This is a genomic window from Kineosporia rhizophila, from assembly GCF_021277265.1.
GTDB lineage: Bacteria > Actinomycetota > Actinomycetes > Actinomycetales > Kineosporiaceae > Kineosporia > Kineosporia rhizophila.
On the sequence record NZ_JAJSOH010000009.1, the window covers coordinates 94,764 to 114,077 of the forward strand.

Annotated in this window: 18 protein-coding genes and 1 tRNA gene; 10 read left to right on the plus strand and 9 right to left on the minus strand. The window is 71.2% G+C overall.

The genetic code is table 11. The annotated features are described in order from the left end of the window. Positions 1-3: 3 nt before the first annotated feature. Positions 4-495, minus strand: coding sequence for an FHA domain-containing protein FhaB/FipA (locus LWF15_RS15490; protein WP_232811514.1), 492 nt, complete (start codon positions 493-495; stop codon positions 4-6). Between the two features lie 10 nt (positions 496-505). Then, entirely contained in the window at positions 506-1,273 is a 768-nt protein-coding gene (locus LWF15_RS15495) for an FhaA domain-containing protein (protein ID WP_232811649.1), read from the minus strand. Between the two features lie 330 nt (positions 1,274-1,603). Between LWF15_RS15495 and LWF15_RS15500 the strand changes: the two genes are divergently transcribed. After that, positions 1,604-1,687, plus strand: a tRNA-Leu gene (locus LWF15_RS15500). Between the two features lie 126 nt (positions 1,688-1,813). Here LWF15_RS15500 and LWF15_RS15505 read toward each other — a convergent pair. After that, entirely contained in the window at positions 1,814-3,178 is a 1,365-nt protein-coding gene (locus LWF15_RS15505) for a UDP-N-acetylmuramoyl-tripeptide--D-alanyl-D-alanine ligase (protein WP_232811515.1), read from the minus strand. 128 nt (positions 3,179-3,306) lie between these two features. Here LWF15_RS15505 and LWF15_RS15510 point away from each other — a divergent pair, with 128 nt between their 5' ends. Genes LWF15_RS15510 through LWF15_RS15530 form a run of 5 tightly spaced genes read left to right on the plus strand, consistent with a single transcriptional unit; the run spans position 3,307 to position 7,999 of the window. Then, on the plus strand, positions 3,307-3,930 hold the full coding sequence (locus LWF15_RS15510; protein ID WP_232811516.1) for a M15 family metallopeptidase: 624 nt from the start codon (positions 3,307-3,309) through the stop codon (positions 3,928-3,930). Further along, positions 3,927-5,063: an alanine racemase gene (alr, locus tag LWF15_RS15515; RefSeq protein ID WP_232811517.1), complete on the plus strand. Its 1,137-nt coding sequence runs from the start codon at positions 3,927-3,929 to the stop codon at positions 5,061-5,063. Before LWF15_RS15510 ends, alr begins: the two co-directional genes overlap by 4 nt. Next, positions 5,060-6,007 carry a D-alanine--D-alanine ligase family protein gene (locus tag LWF15_RS15520; RefSeq protein ID WP_232811518.1) on the plus strand — a complete coding sequence of 316 codons (948 nt, stop codon included), beginning with the start codon at positions 5,060-5,062 and terminating at the stop codon, positions 6,005-6,007. Before alr ends, LWF15_RS15520 begins: the two co-directional genes overlap by 4 nt. A 28-nt stretch (positions 6,008-6,035) precedes the next feature. Beyond that, positions 6,036-7,331, plus strand: a complete 1,296-nt coding sequence (locus LWF15_RS37565; protein WP_232811519.1) for a sensor histidine kinase — start codon at positions 6,036-6,038, stop codon at positions 7,329-7,331. Further along, positions 7,328-7,999: a response regulator gene (locus LWF15_RS15530; protein ID WP_232811520.1), complete on the plus strand. Its 672-nt coding sequence runs from the start codon at positions 7,328-7,330 to the stop codon at positions 7,997-7,999. The genes LWF15_RS37565 and LWF15_RS15530 overlap by 4 nt, the downstream gene beginning before the upstream one ends. 38 nt (positions 8,000-8,037) lie before the next feature. Here the strand turns inward: LWF15_RS15530 and LWF15_RS15535 are convergent, their stop codons facing one another. The 3 genes from LWF15_RS15535 to LWF15_RS15545 all read right to left on the minus strand — a co-directional run bounded on the left by LWF15_RS15535 (position 8,038) and on the right by LWF15_RS15545 (position 11,694). After that, the gene (locus tag LWF15_RS15535; protein ID WP_232811521.1) at positions 8,038-8,463 is read right to left on the minus strand and encodes an OsmC family peroxiredoxin; all 426 of its coding nucleotides are present in this window, start codon (positions 8,461-8,463) and stop codon (positions 8,038-8,040) included. A 91-nt stretch (positions 8,464-8,554) separates the two neighbouring features. Continuing rightward, a complete protein-coding gene (locus tag LWF15_RS15540) occupies positions 8,555-10,198 on the minus strand; it encodes an Eco57I restriction-modification methylase domain-containing protein (RefSeq protein ID WP_232811522.1) in 1,644 nt (547 codons plus the stop codon). Beyond that, entirely contained in the window at positions 10,195-11,694 is a 1,500-nt protein-coding gene (locus tag LWF15_RS15545; RefSeq protein WP_232811523.1) for a sulfatase family protein, read from the minus strand. Before LWF15_RS15545 ends, LWF15_RS15540 begins: the two co-directional genes overlap by 4 nt. 140 nt (positions 11,695-11,834) lie before the next feature. Here LWF15_RS15545 and LWF15_RS15550 point away from each other — a divergent pair, with 140 nt between their 5' ends. From LWF15_RS15550 to LWF15_RS15565, 4 genes are all read left to right on the plus strand, one after another. Next, a complete protein-coding gene (locus LWF15_RS15550) occupies positions 11,835-12,068 on the plus strand; it encodes a Flp family type IVb pilin (RefSeq protein ID WP_232811524.1) in 234 nt (77 codons plus the stop codon). An 86-nt stretch (positions 12,069-12,154) separates the two neighbouring features. Beyond that, the gene (locus LWF15_RS15555) at positions 12,155-12,901 is read left to right on the plus strand and encodes a hypothetical protein (RefSeq protein WP_232811525.1); all 747 of its coding nucleotides are present in this window, start codon (positions 12,155-12,157) and stop codon (positions 12,899-12,901) included. Between the two features lie 100 nt (positions 12,902-13,001). Beyond that, positions 13,002-13,961: an ATP-binding cassette domain-containing protein gene (locus tag LWF15_RS15560; protein ID WP_232811526.1), complete on the plus strand. Its 960-nt coding sequence runs from the start codon at positions 13,002-13,004 to the stop codon at positions 13,959-13,961. Further along, positions 13,958-14,785, plus strand: a complete 828-nt coding sequence (locus LWF15_RS15565) for an ABC transporter permease (RefSeq protein WP_232811527.1) — start codon at positions 13,958-13,960, stop codon at positions 14,783-14,785. The genes LWF15_RS15560 and LWF15_RS15565 overlap by 4 nt, the downstream gene beginning before the upstream one ends. Before the next feature lie 4 nt (positions 14,786-14,789). Here the strand turns inward: LWF15_RS15565 and LWF15_RS15570 are convergent, their stop codons facing one another. The 3 genes from LWF15_RS15570 to LWF15_RS15580 all read right to left on the minus strand — a co-directional run bounded on the left by LWF15_RS15570 (position 14,790) and on the right by LWF15_RS15580 (position 19,125). Continuing rightward, positions 14,790-18,008 carry a BTAD domain-containing putative transcriptional regulator gene (locus LWF15_RS15570; protein WP_232811528.1) on the minus strand — a complete coding sequence of 1,073 codons (3,219 nt, stop codon included), beginning with the start codon at positions 18,006-18,008 and terminating at the stop codon, positions 14,790-14,792. Between the two features lie 21 nt (positions 18,009-18,029). Next, positions 18,030-18,773, minus strand: coding sequence for an NUDIX hydrolase (locus LWF15_RS15575; protein WP_232811529.1), 744 nt, complete (start codon positions 18,771-18,773; stop codon positions 18,030-18,032). Between the two features lie 97 nt (positions 18,774-18,870). Then, the gene (locus tag LWF15_RS15580; protein ID WP_232811530.1) at positions 18,871-19,125 is read right to left on the minus strand and encodes a helix-turn-helix domain-containing protein; all 255 of its coding nucleotides are present in this window, start codon (positions 19,123-19,125) and stop codon (positions 18,871-18,873) included. Positions 19,126-19,314: the final 189 nt, after the last annotated feature.

Sequence of the window (19,314 nt, forward strand, 5' to 3'; positions counted from 1 at the left end):
GTCTTACCTCCGCAGCTCTAGGACGGTACGCCCGATCCGGACCTGTGCTCCGGGGGCGATCGGTACCGGGTCCTGAACGCGGTTGCGTCCCAAGAAGGTCCCGTTGGTTGACCCGAGATCTTCGACCATCCAGACACCGTGCCGCAACGACAGCCTGGCATGCCGGCCGGAGGCGTAGTCGTCGTCGAGCACGAGCGTGCTCTCCGGGGCCCGTCCGATCAGGATCGGAGCCTGGCCCAGGGGAATCACGGTGCCTTTCAGTGATCCCGCAGTCACGACAAGTTGTGTCGGAAGTGGCGGTTCGGGTTGCTGGGTCTGGGGCCTGCCACCACCGCCCCCCGGCATCGGGGCCGGGGCTCCGGCCATCGCCGGGCGGCGCCCGGCCCGGGCACTGTTGAACAGGTCGCGGCGCAGGACCGCCACGACCGACAGCACCAGCAGCCAGAGCAGTGCGAGGAAACCCAGCCGCAGCAGGGTCAGCGTGAGCTCGCTCATCGCGGTTTCATCACCATGATCCGAAGCGGACGACGAGGGTGCTACGGCCGATCTTGATCTGGCTCCCGTCGACGACCTCGGCGGTACTGATCCGCTCGCCGTCGACGAAGGTGCCGTTGGTCGACCCCAGGTCGGCGGCGACCAGGCGGTCGCCCTCGACCCGGACCTCGGCGTGCCTCCGGGACACACCGATGTCGTCGACGATCACGTCGGCCTCGGTACCGCGGCCGATCACGGTGACCGCCGCGGTGATGGGGTACACCCGGCCGTCCACGACCAGAGACGGATGATCCGGCTGCTGGTGGACCGGGGGCTGGTGACCGTAGCCCTCGTACCCCGGCTGCTCGTAGCCCTGCGGCTGGGGCGCGCGGGAGAGCGCCTGCTGCTGCGGGTGAGCCTGCTGGGGACGGGTGCCACGGGTGGTGGTGCTGCGAACCCGGAACAGGCCGGTGTCGAGGTCTTGCGCCTCCTCGAAGCGGACCGAGATCGGCCCGACGAAGGAGTACTCCTGGGTGCCGGCGTGCTCGGCGACCACGTCGCGGAGCTCGTCGCCGAGCGTGTCCTGCCATTCGCCGAGGCGTGAGTAGTCGCCCTGGCCGAGTTCCACCACGAAGGTGTTCGGCGCGAGCGTGCGGCCACGGGCGACCACGGTGGCGCGGTCGTCGATCTCGCGGCGCAGAGCGCTGGCGATCTCGACCGGCTGCACCTCACTTCTGAAGGCCTTGGCGAAGGCGCCGTTCACGGCGCGTTCGATGCCCTTCTCCATGCGGTCGAACATTCCCACGGCTACCTCCTCCCGGTCCGGTGAGTGACTGGCGGTCGGGGTAGATCCTGCCGCAGTCACTGCGCAGTGCACGACCAGTCCGTATCTCGGCGGCCGCCGCGTCGTTCCCCTACGCCCAACGGGTGAGGGGTGCGCGACGATCCGCGTCATGGAACCGGTCACCTCCAGCGTATCCGCGAGCCGGTCCAACTCGCGGATGCGACGGGTACCGGAGATCACCACGATTATCCCCAGATGCCCGGCTCCCCCACGACGGCGGGGGCGGCCGGCTCGTGGGCCGTCCTGAGCGCCCTCCGAACCGTGCTAACGTTCTGCATGCAGCAAGCGCGAGTGGCGGAATAGGCAGACGCGCACGGTTCAGGTCCGTGTGCCCGAAAGGGCATGGGGGTTCAACTCCCCCCTCGCGCACCGCACATCAGAAGGCCCCCGGGAAACCGGGGGCCTTCTGAGTTTTGTCCGGTCACGACGAACGCCGGTGTGAGGCGGCACCATCAACGTTACCCACCTCACACCAGGCAAACTCAGCTCACAGCGTCACCGCGCTGCGCCGACCGGTCGGGGCCTCGACGGCACGAACTCCAGCAGCGACTCGACCAGCTCGTCGAGCGCGCCGGCCCGGGCCCCCTTGACCAGCACCACGTCCTCCGGCTCGAGGTTCGAGCGCAGCCACTGCAGAGCCGCTTCCGGGTCGGGCAGGTGCTCCCCGCCGGCCTCGCGGGCGGTGGGTCCGGCGCCCGGGCCGATCGCCACCACCCGGTCGATGTCGAAGATCCGGGCCAAAGCACCGATCTGACGGTGGGATTCGGCCGCGTGGGAGCCGAGCTCGTGCATCTCACCGAGCACCGCGACGGTGCGCCCGGACCGGCCCCGGCCGATCCGCTCCAGACAGGACAGCGCGGCCATCACCGCATCCGGGTTGGAGTTGTACGTGTCGTCGAGCACCAGCAGGCCGTCGGCGCGGGTGCGGGGCTGCAGGCGGTGCGCGGTGGGGCCGACCTGGCTGAGCCGCTCCGCGACGTCCTCCAGCGCCTCGCCCACGGCCAGCGCCATCGCCGCGGCTGCGGCCGCGTTCCGGACCTGGTGCTCGCCGCTGCGCAGCAGCCGCACCGGAGCCCACCGCCCCTGGTACCCGAGTTCGAAGGCCGGCCGGCCCAGATCGTCCATTGTTGTGCGCCTCCAGGTCACCTCGCCCCGTCGCCCGAAGGTGGTCACCGGCGCCACGGTCCGGGGAGCCATGCTCATCACCCGGGGGTCGTCCCCGTTCAGCACGGCCACCCCGTCTGCTCCGAGCGACTCGATCAGCTCCCCCTTGGCCTGCGCGATCAGCTTCGTCGAGCCGAAGCGGCCCACGTGCGCGCTGCCCACGTTCAGCACACTCGCCACGTCGGGCGGGGCGATCGTGGTCAGCCAGGACAGGTGCCCCACCGCGCGGGCGCCCATCTCCAGCACCAGCTGATCCGTGGTCGCACTCACGCCCAGGCAGGTCAGGGGCACTCCGAGCTCGTTGTTCCGATTGCCCGCGGTGGCCACCGCACCCGGCAGGGCGGCGGCCAGGAAGTCCTTCGTCCCGGTCTTTCCGTGCGAACCGGTCAGAGCGAAAACCCGCGGCCGCACCCGCTGCACCACCCGGCGGGCGAGCAGCGCGAGTGCCACCACCGGATCGGGGACCACCACCGTCGGTGCGTCGGTGGGGCGGGATCCGAGCACGGCGTGCGCGCCGGCGGCGTAGTCGTGCCCATCCGACTCGGCTCCCTGCAGAGCCACGAAAAGACCACCGGGAACCGGGTTACGGCTGTCCAGATAGGCGCCGCCGGTCACTTGGACGGTGCGCCGGCCCAGGTTGCCCTGGACCTCACCGCCACAGGTAAGGGCGATCTCGCCGAGAGTCATCGGGATCATTCCTCGACTCTTTCGCGCGAGGGTGGGTCAGCGCGTCATACCTAGGTCTCACTTGCTGTCCCAATGGGCAGCCCTCTAGTACCTGAGGGGGACGCGATCAATCCGTCCGAACGCCGATGTTGTTCATCGTGACAGTTCTTCTCTCCGACCCCCGGGTGTCCGCCGTCCCGGTGCGTGAGTCCGGCGAACCCATGGTGCGCCTGTCTCCCGCCTATGGACCGGCTCAGGCCCCGGTGCGCGCGAGTCTGGCCAGTCGGCTGGCCTCGGCGCAGACCATGCTGCCCCGGGGGCTGCGGCTTCGGGTGGTGGAGGGGCACCGTCCGGTCGGACAGCAGCAGGCCATCATCGACCGCTACAGCGCCGAGGTGCGGGCCGCTCATCCGGATGCTCCCCCTGAGGCGCTGAAGAGCCTGGTGGCCCGGTTCGTGTCACCGATCGATGTGGCTCCGCACGTCGCCGGCGCTGCAGTGGACCTGACCATCGTGGACAGCGACGGGCAAGAGCTCGATCTGGGCACCGAGATCGACGCGACCCCCGAGACCTCGAACGGGGCCTGCTACTTCGACTCTCCCCTGATCGACGCCGCGGCCCGTTACAACCGCCGCCTCCTGGCCGCCGCGCTCCACTCGGTGGGCCTGGTCAACTACCCCACCGAGTGGTGGCACTGGTCGTTCGGCGACCGTTACTGGGCCCTGGGAGTCAGCGCCCGGTACGCCGTCTACGGACCGGTGCGGGAGACGAGTGCGGCATGACTCTTGTTGATCATGCCCGTTCCCTCCCCCTCGGCGGGGCGGAAACGGGCAAGCCCGAGCTGAGCGTGGACCTGACCGCCGTGGCCGCCAACACCCGGCACTTCCGCCGGCTGATCGACGGTGAACTGATGGCGGTGGTGAAGGCCGACGGCTTCGGCCACGGTGCCACCCAGGTCGCCCGTACCGCCCTGGTCAACGGAGCCACCCGGCTGGGCGTGACGAGCCTGGCCGAGGCCCTGGCGTTGCGCGCGGCCGGCATCCGAGCCCCCGTTCTCAGCTGGCTCAACCCGGTCGCCACGGACTGGCGCCAGGCGGTGGCGGCCGAGGTCGAGGTGGCCGTGCCCAGCCTGCAGCACCTGACTGCGCTGCCTGCGGGCACCGCGGTGCACCTGCACCTGGACTGCGGCCTGGCCCGCGACGGCGCCGAACCGGCGGTCTGGCCCGCGCCGTGTGCCGCCGCAGCTCAGGCCCAGCACCTTCGGGTGGTGGGAGTGATGGGCCATCTGAGCAGCGCCGATGTGCCGGCCGACCCGGTGAACGCGGTGCAGCGCGAGCGCTTCGACTGGGGTGTGCAGGTGGCCCGGGCGGCCGGGCTGCAACCCCAGCACCTCCACCTGGCCGCTACCGCCGGCACTCTGAACGACCCGCTGAGCCATCACACGATGAGCCGGATCGGGGCCGGACTGTTCGGTATCGACCCGCTGAACCGGCTGCGCCCGGCGCTGACCCTGACCGCTCCGCTGGTGAGTGTGCGGCAGGTCGGTGCGGGCACCGGGGTGGGTTACGGCCACGGCTGGGTAGCGCCGGAAGCGACCGTGCTGGGGCTGATCGCCCTGGGCTATGCGGACGGGCTGCCCCGCGCAGCCTCCGGTCAGGCGCAGGTGCTGGTCGGGGGAAGGCGGCGGGCGCTGGTCGGCCGGATCTCGATGGACATGGCGGTGATCGACCTCGGCCCAGGCAGTTCGGCGCGGCCGGGAGATCTGGTCACCGTCTTCGGACCGGGCGAGCAGGGCGAGCCGACGGTGGCCGAATGGGCCTCGTGGGCAGGAACTATCGAGCACGAAGTAGTGACCGGTCTGGGTACCCGGCCGGTTCGTAGGGTGCGGTCCGCCGGCCCGGGGAGGCAGAGATGAACGACAGGATCCGGGTGGCCGTGATCGGCGGCGGGCAGAACTGTGAGCACGAGGTCTCGCTGGCCTCCGCCGCTGCGGTCGAGAAAGCCCTGAGCAGTGAGGGTTACGAGGTGGTCCGGCTGAGTGTCGACCGGACCGGGGTGTGGCGTGACGAGGAGTGGCGTCCGATCGGCCTGGCCGGTGCGGTGCGGGTGATCGGGACCTGCGACGTGGTGCTGCCGATGCTGCACGGGGCGCACGGCGAGGACGGGACGCTGGCCGCACTCTGCGAGCTGGCCCAGGTGCCCTACGTCGGTTCAGGCGTACGGACGGGTGCGGTCGCCATGGACAAATGGGTCACCAAGCTGGTGGCCCAGGCGGTCGGGATCGCGGTTGCCCCGGGCCTGCTGCTTACCCGGAACACGGCCGCTTCATACGTTTTCAGCCATCCGGTGGTGGTCAAGCCGGTGTCGGCCGGGTCGAGTCACGGGGTGGCCCTGATCGAGGACGAGGCGGGGCTGGCGAAGGCGCTCGAGGTGGCCTTCGGTCTCGACGACCGGGTGCTGGTGGAGGACCTGATCGCCGGGCGGGAGGTGGACGTGGCCGTGCTCGGCCGCCCGGACGGCTCCCGGCTGATCGCTCCCGCGCTCGAGATCGTCGTCGGGACCGGGATCTTCGATCTGGAGAGCAAGTACGACGGCAGTGCCGACCTGCGGGTGCCGGCCGACCTGACCGGGGCCGAGCGCAAGGCGCTGGAGACGGCCGCGGTGGCGATGTACGACGCGCTCGGCTGTGCCGGGGTGGCCCGGATCGACTTCTTCCTGACCGCCGACGGGCCGGTGCTCAACGAGGTCAACACCGTGCCCGGCTTCACCGAGCAGTCGCAGGTGCCGAAGATGTTCGCGGCCGGCGGCACCGGCTACCCGGCCCTGGTCGACCTGCTGGTGCGGGACGCTCTGTCATGAGCTCCACCGCATCGAGGAGGCGGACCCGGTGAACCAGAGCAACATCTCCCAGGACGACCTGCTGCGGCTGCTGCGCGCCTGGTGGCCGGACCTGCTGGCCGGGCTCGTGGTGTTCTTCGCCGGCTTCGCCGAGACGGTCTTCGTCAGTTACTACATCAGTGGCCGACCGCAGGTCGGGGTGCTGGTCCTGGGCATGGCGGTGGCGGTGGCCCTGGCCCGGCACCACCCCCTGGTGGCGCTGGGAGTGGTCTGGGTCGTCGGCCTGGTCCAGCTGTCCAGCCAGCTGGACATCATGCTGGTGCAGTTCGCGATCGCGTACATCGCCTTCGCCACCGCCCGCTGGGGCAGCACGGTGACGCTGTGGGCGAGCCTGGCGTCGGTGCCGGCCGGGGTCCTCGGTGGCCTGGTCTTCATGACCGCCATGGGCCGCGACTCGATGTCGGTGTTCGCCGGTGGGGTGCCGGTGGAGCTGGCCGCGGAGGCGCTCGGGCTGTCCTGGCCGGTGATGTCGGCCGCGTTCATCCTCACGCTGCTGCTGGTGCCCTGGCTGATCGGGCTGGCGGTGCGGTTCGGGGTGCGGGCCCACGCCTCCGAGGCCTCGCTGGAGGTGGCCGAGGCCGACACCGCCCGCGCCCAGCGCGAGACCGAGCAGGCCCGGGAGATCGCCGCGCTGCGGGAGGAACAGGCCCGGCTGGCCTCCGACGTGCACGACGTGGTGGGGCACTCGCTGGCGGTGATCCTCGCCCAGGCCGAGTCGGCCCAGTTCCTCGACGACGACCCGGTGGTGCTGAAGCAGACCATGGCCACCATCGCCACCTCGGCCCGTTCGTCCCTGCAGGACATCCGCCAGGTCCTGGCCGGCGCCCAGCAGGCCGCGGCGGCCGCCTCGCCGGGCTCCTACGAGGAACTGATCCAGGGCGTGCGCTCCAGCGGGCACGAGGTGCAGGCCACCGAGATCGGGCAGTCCCGCCCGCTGCCGCCGGAGCTGGAGGTGGTGGCCCACCGGGTGGTGCAGGAGATGCTGACCAACGCGATCCGGCACGGCCGCCGGGACCGCCCGGTCCAGGTCGAACGCCACTGGCCGGAGGGCGCCTGGGGGCAGGATCTACGGATCGAGGTGCGCAACTGGTCCGGCGGGCCGCTGGGTGACACCGCCGAGATCCCGATCGACCCGGACGGCTCGGGGCCGCGGCGCGGGCAGGGCCTCGAGGGGATGCGTCGCCGGCTGGAGGCGGTGGGTGGCAAGCTCGACGTCCGTAAGCGTTCCGAGCCGGAAGGACAGGTCTTCACCGTGACCGCGTGGGTGCCCGTGAGCGGAAGATGAGCGAGACCGACATCCGTGTGCTGCTGGTCGACGACCAGGAGCTGTTCCGGGCCGGCGTGCAGGTGATCATCAACGCCCAGCCCGGGATGAGCGTGGTCGGCTCGGCCGGCGACGGCCTGGAGGCCGTCCGGCTGGTCGACGAGCTGGAACCGGACGTGGTCCTGATGGACATCCGGATGCCGGAGATGGACGGGGTGGAGGCCACCCGGCAGATCTTCCAGCCCGACCGGATGAGCCGACGGTCCCGGCCGGTGCGGGTAATCGTGCTCACCACGTTCAACCTGGACGACCGCGCGGCCCGGGCGATCCGTTACGGCGCCAGCGGTTTCCTGCTCAAGGACACCACCCCGCTGATGCTGCGCGACGCCATCCGCACGGTGCACACCGGCAACGCCGTGCTGGCCCCCAGCGACCTGTCCACGTTGCTGGACAACCAGTTCCAGGAGGCGGTCCCGGTGCCGCCGGCCTACGTCTCGCTCACCGAGAAGGAACGTGAGGTGTTCGAGGCGGTGGCCCGGGGCCTGTCGAACACCGAGATCGCCGCCCGGGTGTTCGCCAGCGAGTCCACGGTGAAGACCCACGTGGGCTCGATCCTGCGCAAGCTCGCGCTGCGCGACCGGGTGCAGATCGTGGTGTTCGCCCACCAGCACGGTCTGGTCAGTCTGTAGAGGTCCCGGGCCGCCCGGCCCGGGACCTCTACAGATGCTCAGACCAGGGCGGCGTCCAGGCTGATCTCGGCGCTCGCCAGGGCCTTGCCCACCGGGCAGGTGTCCTTGGCCTTGGTGGCCAGGGCGGCGAACCGGTCGGCGTCCACGCCGGCCAGCTTCACCCGCACGGTCAGGGCGATGGTGATGCGGTTGCCGCCGGCCGGGTCGGCGCCCAGCCGGGCGTCGGCCGAGACGTCGATGTGCTCGGCCTCCAGGCCCTCTGCGGCCAGGACACCGGAGAAGTTCATCGCCAGGCAGGACGAGTAGGCCGCGGCGAGCAGTTCCTCGGGGGTGGTGTGCCCCTTCTGAGCCTGCAGCCGGGTCGGCAGCGAGACCTCGAACGTGCCCAGTTCCGAGGAGTCCAGGGCGACCTGGCCCTTGCCCTTCTGCAGATCGCCGGTCCAATGAGTGCTGGCGCTGACCATTGCTTCGAGCTCCCTGTTGCTTCGGGGGTGGGACAGTCCGGGTGGTGCACCCGGGCCGGAGACAGTTTGAGGCCGGCCGGGTCCGACGTCATCAGCCGGAAGACCTATTGAGGGCGAAGCGGGTGCTGGCCCGGTCCTGCCGGCGGGCCTGCAGGTGCGCGTGGGCGGCCCGCAGGTGGTGCACCGTCTCGGCGGGCAGGCCCAGCGTCCGGACCAGCAGGGCCTCGTCCACCAGTTCAACCGCGTCGGCGAGCCGGGCCTGGGCCAGGGCGGCGGCCACCGCCGGGCGGACGGCGAGCAGGGCCGGGGCTGCGTCGCGCAGCAGCTCAGGGGAGGGCAGGGGCAGTTGCTTGGCCTCGCTCGGCTCCAGTTTGAGCAGTCCTCCGCCGTAGGAGCGGCCAATGGTCTCGCAGCCCAGCAGGGTCACCGAGCACAGGCCGGCCATCGGCAGGAGCCCGGCGGCCCAGGCCGCTCCTTGGCTGAGGTGAAGGCCGTGCACGGAGTTCAAGTGATGCGCTCGGGCGGTGTTCTCGACCAACCGCGGAGCATCGGCGTTCATGTAGGTCAGGAGCAGATCGGGCGGGGGTACCAGGCGTACCTGCCACCACGGAGTACGGATGCGGCACTTGTAGGCCTCGTGCACTCCCAGCTCTTCCCCCGCTCGTACATATGCAGTGGCAGCCGGGGTACGCCGGTCCGGCGGGCGGAAGAGCCAGGTGGCGGCACCGGCCCGGCCGAGTTCGGCCAGGTCTTCGGCGGAGAACTCCAGGTTGCGCAGGTGCGAGGAGCCGGGCGGGGAGAGCGGCAGGAGGTCGGCCGGGCCCAGGCCGAGCCCGGCGGCCTGCTCCGGGCTCAGGGCGAAGAAACCGTTGTTGCCGGTGACGATGCCGAGCGAGACCTTGCCCCAGTCGCCCAGCACGCCGAAGCCCGCACTCGGCAGCAGCTTCTCAAATGCCCTCAGCCCTCCGGCCGGGATCAGCGCCGACGTCCACTTCTGCTCGGGGGCCCGCACCGTGAACGAGGCGAACTCGAGCTCGTCCGAAAGGGCCGCCGCATTACGGACCTGCAGCGTCTGCAGCCGGTGCGGGGCGGGCCCGCCCTGACCGAAGCCCTCGGCCAGCAGCAACACGATCTCGGCCACCACGCCCGGGAAGACGCGCTCGGTGAAGGCCACCAGCCGCACCTGGGCGAAGTTCTCCAGCAGGTAGCGACGCACCGGCGCGGCATAGTTCACGCTGAGCAGTTCGGCCGGCAGCACCAGGCCGAGTCTGCCGCCCGGCCGCAGGAATCCGGCCGCGTGCACGGTGAACGCTGCCCAGCTGGAGGCCATGCCGCTGAGCTTCACTCCGGCCCGCCGGGCCGCCTCCTGGGCCCGCACCCGGTCGCCGCCGGTGAAGTCGTGATAGCGCACGTAGGGCGGGTTCCCGATCACCGCGTCGTAGTCGCCGGTCGGGGGCAGCGTGAAGAAGTCGGCGGTGGTGACGCTGGCCTGCACCCCCGTCGCCTCCAGGACCGAACGCGCAGCCGCCGCTGACGCTGGGTGGAGCTCAATGCCGTCCAAAAGCCATTCGGAACCACCCGACTCGGCGGCCGCGAGCAGAAAGGCGGCCTCCCCCGAAGCCGGCTCCAGCACTCGGCCCCCCGGGCCGCGCAGGGCCCAGCGGGTGACGTGGCGGGCGATCGGTGCCGGCGTGAAGAAAGCCCCCCGCGCCTTGACCGGATCGAGCGTGGTCACCCGCCCGCACCCTGCGCCTTCGTGCAGGCGGCGGTGCCGGCACAGGCCTCTGCCCGGCGCACCGCGGTCTGGAGTTCCTTGAGCCGCTTGGCCGGCATCTTGGCGGCGATGTTGTTCAGCTGGAACGGGTCCTTGGACATGTCGTAGTACTCCTGCTCGCCGCTCTCGTACAGAACGTAGAGCCAGTCCGCGCCCCGGATCGCCTCGTAGTCCGGCGGATTACCGCCTTCCGGCAGCGGGTAGTCCGGATCCTTCTTGTCGGTCACCGGACCGTGGTGCTCGACCAGCACGAAGTCGCGGCCCTCGCCCTGGCCGCCCTCCCGCCAGAGCGGGGCCAGGCTGGTGCCGTCCACCGTGTCCGGCACCTCCGCCCCGGCCAGATCACCGAAGGTGGAACGGATGTCGATGTTGGAGGCCAGCGCGTCGACCGACTTCCCGGCGGGCACGTCCGGCCCGACCACCACGAAGGGCACGTTGATGTCGGTGTCGAAGGCGGTGGTCTTGCCGTTGGTCAGCGAGTGCTCACCCATGTGGTAACCGTTGTCGGAACTGAACACCAGGTAGGTGTTGTCGGCGATGCCCAGCTCGACGAACTGCTTGCGCAGCGCGGTGATCATCTCGTCGATGCTCAGCATGGTCTGGGCCCGCAGCCGGTGGTCGCGGTCCATGTTCTTCTGGTCGGCCTTGGTCAGCTTGTAGCGCTTGAGCCAGGAGGGCGCGTTCTTCGGCCGGGCCCCGTAGGCCTTGGTGCGCGGGGCCTTCACGTCCGGCAGGGCATCGGCATGGCGCGGCGCCGGGATGTAGGGGGCGTGCGGCATGAACGGTGCGACCTCGAGCATGAACGGCTGGTGCTGCTCGCCGGCGCGCTTGACGAAGTCCTGGGCCCGGCCGGAGAGGACGTCGGTGATGTAGTCCTCCGGGGCGCTGCCGTACTTCACCACCGCACCGTTCTGGTTCAGGCTGTAGTTGAAACCGTTGTAGCCGTACCCGGCCACCGCCCACTCGCTCCAGCCGGCCGGGACCTTGCGCGGCTTGTCCGGGAACCCGGGCTGGTACTGGTTGAGGTACTTGCCCATCATCGCCGTGCGGTAACCGGCCTTCTGCAGGTCCACCGCCATGGTGTCCGACTCCAGGCCGAGCGCCTTGAACGTGACGTACCCGCCGTCGTCGCCGACGTTGCGGTAGATCCCGGTGTTGTGCGGGTAGCGGCCGGTGAAGATGGACGCGCGGGAGGGGCAGCAGAGCGAGTCGGTGACGAAGTAGTTGCTGAAGGTGGTGCCCTCCTGCTGCATCGTGGTCAGCGAAGGCATGTACTGCATCAGGTTCATGGACATGTCGTCGACCAGCACCAGCACCAGGTTGGGCTTGTCGGGGTCCTGCGCCGTGCGGGTCGGAGAAGCCTGCTTGCCACCGTCCGGGCCTCCGGTGCAGGCGGCCAGCAGAGCCACCAGCAGAACCGTCACCAGGCCGGGCCGTACCCGCTTCTTCCCCACCACTGCCCTTCCGTCCGCGGCCCGGCGATCGGACCGTCGCAGTAGTTTCCCGGTTCTTCCTGAGCGCACGCACCCAGGTGCCCGGCCCGGGCGCGCCGTCGATGTCGGACCACGCGTTTGACCGGGCGCGTAGGGTCGGACCCGTGACCGCTCGCCCACTCTCCGACCGCGGATCGTCGGCGGTCGAGTACGGGCTGATCGCCGGGGGCGTGGTGGTGACGTTCCTGGTCGCCTTCATCGGGCTGCAGGCGGCGGTGGGCACCGTGTTCGGGCGTGGGGTGGACTCGGTGGAGCAGGTCGGGCCGGGCGGTCAGAGCCGGGACGCGACCCTGCTGCGCAGCCGGCCGATCACCCCGGCCCCCTCGGGCACCCCATAGGAACCGCTGCTGTCGCGGACTCGTTCTTCGGAGTGCAGTGTCTCGGTGTAAGGCCGTGACACCTATTCGGAGGAGTGTGACCCGTCGTGGGCTTCTTGGACAGGCTGCTGGGACGGGACAAGCACCAGCAGAACCAGGGCTACCAGCAGCAGGGCTACCAGCAGTACGGCGCGGGACAGCAGCCGCCGTCCTGGGGTTCGCCGGCGCCGCAGCAGGGTGGCTACCCTCCGCCGCAGCCGGCCCGCCCGGGTGCCGAGCCGGGCAGTGACGCCAAGGCCGACCAGGCCGCGATCGCCCGCTACCGCTACATGCTGAAGACCGCGCCGCCCGAGCGGATCGAGGAGGCGCACGCCGAGGCGTTCGCCAAGCTCTCGCCCGACCAGCGGCGGATGGTCCTCGCCGGGCTGTCCGAAGAGGTACCGCCGCACGAGCGCGCCACCTCCGACGACCCGCGGTCGCTGGCCCGGATGGCCACCCGCGCCGAGATGCGCCGCCCCGGCACCCTGGAGCGCAGCTTCGGCCGCCCCAGCTACGGCGGAGGCATGGGCGGGATGGGCATGGGCGGCGGCATGGGCATGGGCGGCATGGTCGCCGGTGGTCTGCTGGCCGGGGTGGCCGGTGCCTTCGTCGGCACCGCCATCGCCGACGCCATGTTCGACGGCTTCGACGAGAGCGAGTTTCAGGAGGGCTACGAGGCCGCTGCGGACGACTTCACCCAGCAGGCCGACGCGGGCCAGCAGGAGTTCGAGGACGCCGGGGGCAGTGACTTCGGGGACTTCGGCGGCGGTGATTTCGGGGGCGGCGACTTCGGCGGGGGCGACTTCGACGTGTGAGCTGACAGCGGCTGACAGCCGGGCGTGCGCGGCCTGACAGCGCGCCCGGCCACCTTGGACGAGTCAGAGCACCACCTGAACTCATCCGAGGGAGCCACCCATGGCATTCGCCTTCGAGGCCGAGGGCCTGGTCAAGCGCTTCGGCGCGACCACCGCCCTCGCCGGGGTCGACCTGGCGGCCACCGAGGGCACCGTTCTCGGGGTCCTCGGGCCGAACGGCGCGGGCAAGACCACGGCGGTCCGGATCCTGGCCACGCTGCTGCGGCCCGACGAGGGCCGGGCCCGCGTGGCCGGTCTGGACGTCGTCTCCCAGGCCCCGCAGGTCCGCCGTCAGATCGGGCTCACCGGCCAGTACGCCTCGGTCGACGAGGACCTGACCGGCACCGAGAACCTGGTCCTGATCGGCCGTCTGCTCGATCTCAGCCGTCGCGACGCCCGGGCCCGGGCCCGGCACCTGCTGGGCCAGTTCGACCTGGCCGAGGCCGCCGACCGGCCCGCCAAGAACTACTCCGGCGGTATGCGCCGCCGGCTCGACCTGGCCGCCAGCCTGGTCGGGCGGCCCAGCGTGATCTATCTCGACGAACCCACCACCGGCCTCGACCCGGCCAAGCGCGACGACGTGTGGCGGCTGGTGCGCGGTCTGGTCGCCGACGGCACCACCGTGCTGCTGACCACGCAGTACCTGGAAGAGGCGGACGCGCTCGCCGACGACATCACGGTGATCGACCACGGCCGGGTGATCGCCCACGGCACCCCGGCCGAACTGAAGCACGTGGTCGGTGGGCAGACCCTGCAGGTGCGGCCCACCGACCCGGCCCACCTGGAGAGCGTGCGCACCCTGCTGGGCCAGGTCTCCGGCAAGGCGGTCGACTCACCGGCCCGCGGGGTCCTGAGCACCCCGGTCGACGGGGACGGCGCGCTGACCGCGGTGGTCGCCCGCCTGGCCGAGGCGCAGATCGCGGTCACCGAACTCTCGCTGCACCTGCCCAGCCTGGACGAGGTCTTCTACAGCCTGACCGGCGTCCGTGACCGCGACCGTGAAGAGGAGCGTGCGGCATGACCAGCACCCTGATGACCGAGGCGCCGGACGTACCCACCGCGCCGACCTCCGAGACCCCCGCCAAACCCTTTGCCCTGGTGCGGCATTCGCTGGTCCTGGCGGGCCGCTCGATCACCAAGATCAAGCGCACCCCGGAACAGCTGATCGACGTGACCATCCAGCCGATCATCTTCACCGTGCTGTTCGTGTACCTGTTCGGCGGCGCGATCTCCGGCTCGCAGCAGGCCTACCTGCAGTTCGTGCTGCCGGCCATCCTGGTGCAGTCGATCCTGTTCGCCACCCTGGCGATCGGGGTGAACCTGAACACCGACATGAGCAAGGGCGTGTTCGACCGGTTCCGCAGCCTGCCCATCCCGCGCTCGGCGCCGTTGGTCGGCGCGGTGCTGGGCGACCTGGTCCGCTTCGTCACCACCATCGTGGTGCTCTTCGCGTTCGGCTACGCGATCGGCTTCCGGGTGGAGACCAACCTGCTCCAGGCCCTGGCCGCCTGTCTGCTGGTGCTCTTCTTCGCCTTCTCGCTGACCTGGGTGGCGGTGTTCCTGGGCACCGCGGTGCGCAACTCCGGCACCGTGCAGGGCATCGGCTTCCTGGTGATGTTCCCGCTGACCTTCGGCTCGAACATGTTCGTGCCGGTGGACACCATGCCGGGCTGGCTGCAGGCCTGGGTGAAGATCAACCCGGTCACCCACCTCACCGAGGCCTGCCGGGGCCTGCTCACCGGCGGCGCGATCGCCACCCCGGTGCTGCAGACCCTGGTCGCGGCCGTGGTGATCATGGGGATCTTCGCGCCCCTGGCCGTCCGGACCTACCGCTCCCGCACCTGAGAAGCTACGACGACGCCGCCGGGTCCGAGGGCCCGGCGGCGCTCTGCTGCGCGATCCGGGTGGCCAGTTCCAGCGCCTCCGGCCGCTCCAGCGAGCGGCCCTTCTCGTAGGCCGCGGTGAACACTCCTTCGTCCAGGCCGAGCATGGCGGCCCGGCGGGCAACCGAGACGTCCGGATCGCGCAGACCCTCGTAACCGCGCAGAACGGCCGAGGCGCCGAGCACTTCGGCGGCCAGGGGCCGCTGATCGGTAGCTGCCAGATAGTGGACGAGGGTCAGCGTCACCCGGGCGGCAACGGGCATGTCCCGGCTGCCGATGGCCTGCTCCATCACCTGGGGCAGCCGGTTGCGGGCGGTGCTGAGGTCGCCGGCCTGGATCTCGAAGAGCGTGAGTTCGCTGAGCATCAGCGCGCGCAGCTGCGGCACCCCGCGCGGGGCGTTCAGGCTCAGCTCCAGGCCCTGCTCGGTCAGCCGCCGGGCGGTGGCCAGGTCGCCCTCGGCCGCGGCCACCGAGGCCAGACCGGAGAGGGTGAAGGCCCGGGTCATCCACGAACCGGCCTCGGTCGCGAGGTGCTGGGCGGCCTCGAGGTCGCGCCGGGCCCCGGCCAGGTCGCCCTGGTCCTTGCGCAGCCGGGCGATCCGGATCCGCGCGTAGCCCTCGTCGTCGGCCACCCGCAGCTCGGTCATCATCCGCGCGGCCTGGCTGAGCAGGGTGATCGCCTCGTCGAGTTCGCCCTGGGTGCGCCGGATCTCGCCGAGCTGACTGCTGGCGGTGGCGATGCCCCAGCGGTCGCCCAGCTGCCGGAACATCTCCAGCGCCTGGGGTATCTGCTGCGCCGTGACCTCGAAGTCGCCCTCGTTCTCGGCCAGCACCGACGACATCAGCCTGAGCATCGCCCGGGCCCACGGATCCGGGTGGTCAAGGCTCTGCTGCAGGGCCTTACGGCCTTCGGACATGCCCTCGCGGAAGGCCTTCACGGCCGGTGCGACGACGGCCAGCAGGGGATGCGCGGAGGGCAGGTCGACCTGGGCCGCGAGCTCCTCGATCGCGTCGAGGGCGTCGTCGGAAGGCAGGGAGTCCTGGGTCAGGGAGGAGCTGATCGTGCTCATGATCAGCGCGAAGAGCCTCGGCCCGGGCGGACTCTCACCTGGAACCCGGATCGCCTGGTCGGCCCAGCTGCCGGCCTCCTCGTGCCGGCTGGTCATGGTCCAGTACCAGCCCAGCGCCCCGGCCAGTCGCACGGCCAGGTCGGCGTCCTGGTTCTCCACCGCGAAACGCAGTGTGGCCAGGAGGTTCTCGCGTTCGGTGGTCAGCCGGTCGAGCCAGGTGAGCTGGTCGGGGCCGCGCAGGTACGGATCTGCGGTCTCGGCCAGGGCCAGGAAGTAGCTCGCGTGGGCCCGGCGCACCGTCGCCATCTCGCCCCGGGCCGAGAGCTGCTCCAGGGCGAACTCGCGGATCGTCTCCAGCATGCGGTAGCGCGGCTGGGCCTGATCCACCCCGGTCACCACCAGCAGCGACTTGTCCGCCAGGGACAGCAGCAGGTCGGCGACCACGTCCTGGTCCAGCTCGCCGCCCGAGCACACGGCCGCCGCGGTGTCGGCGGTGACCCCGCCCGGGAACACCGAGATCTGCTCGGCCAGGGCCCGCTCGTCGTCGGTGAGCAGTTCCCAGCTCCAGGCCACCACCGCACGCAACGTCTGGTGCCGCGGCATGGCCGTACGGTTTCCGCCGGTCAGCACCCGGAAGCGATTGTCCAGACGCCCGGCCAGGGCCTCCGGGCCGAGCGTCCGCATCCGGGCGGCGGCCAGCTCGATGGCCAGCGGCAGGCCGTCGAGGCGGCGGCAGATCTCTGAGACTGTGGCGCTGTTGTCGGGGGTAAGCGTGAAGCCGGGCCGCACGAGGGCAGCCCGATCGGTGAACAGCCGCACGGCGGGGGAGTCGAGCGAGTCGGACGCCTGGGTGGACAGCGGGCGCACCGGCCAGATCGACTCTCCGACGATGCCCAGCGGCTCACGACTGGTCGCCAGCACCGTCAGGTCGGGGCACCGCGCCAGCAGGAAACCGGCCAGCTCGGCGCAGGACTCGATCAGGTGCTCGCAGTTGTCCAGCACGACCACCGCGTCCTGGCCGGCCAGGGCCTCGACCAGGCGGGCCCGGGCGTCGCGCAGCGGGGGTTTCTGCTGTACCCAGGTCTCCACCTGGGAGCGCTCGATCGAGCCGATGCTGTCCAGCACCGTGGAGGGCACGTCGTCCGGGTCCATCACCGGGGCGAGCTCGACCATCCAGACGCCGTCGCGGGTGTTCAGGCGCCCGGCCACCTCACCGGCCAGCCGGGTCTTGCCGGCGCCGCCGGTGCCGACCAGGGTGACCAGCCGCGCGCGTCCGAGCTGCTCGGTGATGCCTTCCACCTCGGCCTGCCGCCCCACGAACGAGGTCAGCGGCACCCGCAGATTGGTGCGGCGAGGGCCCAGGTCCTCGGCCACGGACGGGGCGCGCAGCGCAGCATCGTCCCGCAGGACCTGCGCCTGCAGTTGCTGAAGCGCTGCCGGTGGGTCGAGCCCCAGCTCGTCGGCCAGCGCCCGACGCAGCCGCTCGTACACCGCCAGAGCCTCGCCCTGACGCCCATCGGCGGCCAGCGCCCGGATCAGCAGCTCGTGGGTGCGCTCACGCAGCGGGTGCTGGGCCGCCACCTCTTCCAGGTCGGCGATCGGTTCGGTGGTGCGGCCCAGAGTGAGCAGGGCGTCGGCCCGTTCGTCGATCGCGGTCAGCCGCAGCCGTTCCAGCCGCTCCACCCAGGCTTCGGCGTAGGGCGCGTCGGTCACCTCGGCCAGCGGGCTGCCCCGCCACAGCCGCAGCGCCTGGCTCAGCAGTTCGACGGCCTCGGCCGGGGTGGTGGCCCGCCGGCCCTGGCCGACCAGACTCTCGAAGGCCAGGGCGTCCACGTCGTCCCGGTCCACGACCAGGCGGTAGCCGGCCGGGCCGGACTCGATCAGGTCGGGCCGGGGCAGCGCCCGGCGCAACCGGGAGACCAGCGACTGCAGGGCGTTGACCTCGTCGGCGGGCGGGGTGTCGAGCCACAGCGACCCCACCAGCCGGCTCACCGGAACCCACGACCCGGCATCGGCGGCCAGCCTGACCAGCAGGGATCGCAACCGCGCCCCGCCGATGTCGACCGGCGCGCCGTCGGCCTCGAGTGAGAGCGACCCCAGAACCCTTACCTGCACCGAATCAGTCTCGCAGGGAGTTCAGACCACGGTCGGCGTCGGCCTGAGGATCGGTGGGTTCAGGCTCTGCGTCGGCCCCTGCCGGAACAGCTGGGCCGGCCGCCCGCCACCGCGCGTGGTCATCTCGCCGGTCGGCTCCAGGAACCCGAGGGTGCCGGTGACCTTGCGGTGGAAGTTCCGGGCGTCCAGGTCCACCCCCCAGACGATCTCGTAGACCCGGCGCAGCTCGCCCACGGTGAACTCCTCCGGGCAGAAGGCCGTGGCCAGGCCGGTGTACTCGAGCTTGCCGCGGGCCCGCTCGACCCCGTCCCGCAGGATCCGGCTGTGGTCGAAGGCCAGCAGGGAGGGGGAGTCCGGCAGCGTGCTGTCCAGGAACGTGGCCACCGGCGACCACTCGGCCGAGGCGGCGTCGCTGCCGCCGGCGACCGCCGGCGGGTTCGGGATCAGCGCCAGGTAGGCCACGCTCACCACCCGCATCCGCGGATCACGACCGGGATCGCCGTAGGTGCCGAGCTGCTCCAGGTGCATGCCCTCGGCGCCGGTTTCCTCCTTGAGCTCCCGGGCCGCCGCCGTCGCCAGCGTCTCGTCGGGCTGCACGAAACCGCCGGGCAGCGCGTAGGTGCCCTTGAACGGCTCGGCCCCCCGGCGCACCAGGAGCGCGGCCAGGCTGTCCTCGATGATCGTCAGCAGCACCACGTCCACGGTCACCGCGACCGGCGGATAGCTGGACGGGTCGTAGCGCTCGGTTCTCTCGTTGCCGGACACGGCTCTGGGTCCCTTCGAGTGACGCTCTTTCGTCCGGCTGACGATAACAGCGGGCGTGGAGGACGTCACCCCGAGATCAACAACTCGCGACCAGGGATCAGTGCGGCGGCGTGAGGCCGAGCGCCTCGAGCTCCTCGGGGTCGGTTCCCTCGGCCAGCTTCCACAGCGGCACCCCGAGGGCCCGGCACAGCGGGCCGAGCTCGTCGACCTGCACCCGGCGGGCGCCCGTCTCCAGTTCCGACACCTTGGTGCCGCCCCAGCCGAGCTGCTTGGCCAGATCCTTCTGCAGCCACCCGCGACGAGCGCGCTCGGCCGCCACGTTGCGCGGCAGCACATCCAGAAGAGTGGGCATGTCCGGACGGTAGGAGCTTTCGCCGGTCAGATGCATGGGCCGCCGGAGTGAAAGCGGCATCACCGTGCTCCACTCGGCTTAATCCGGCCTGGTTCGGCTAATCCGAACTCGGATGCCGACAAAACCACAGATAGAGGACGTCGGTGAGCCTCTCGGTCTCTCGGTAGCAGCTACGGGGTCGCGGCCGAA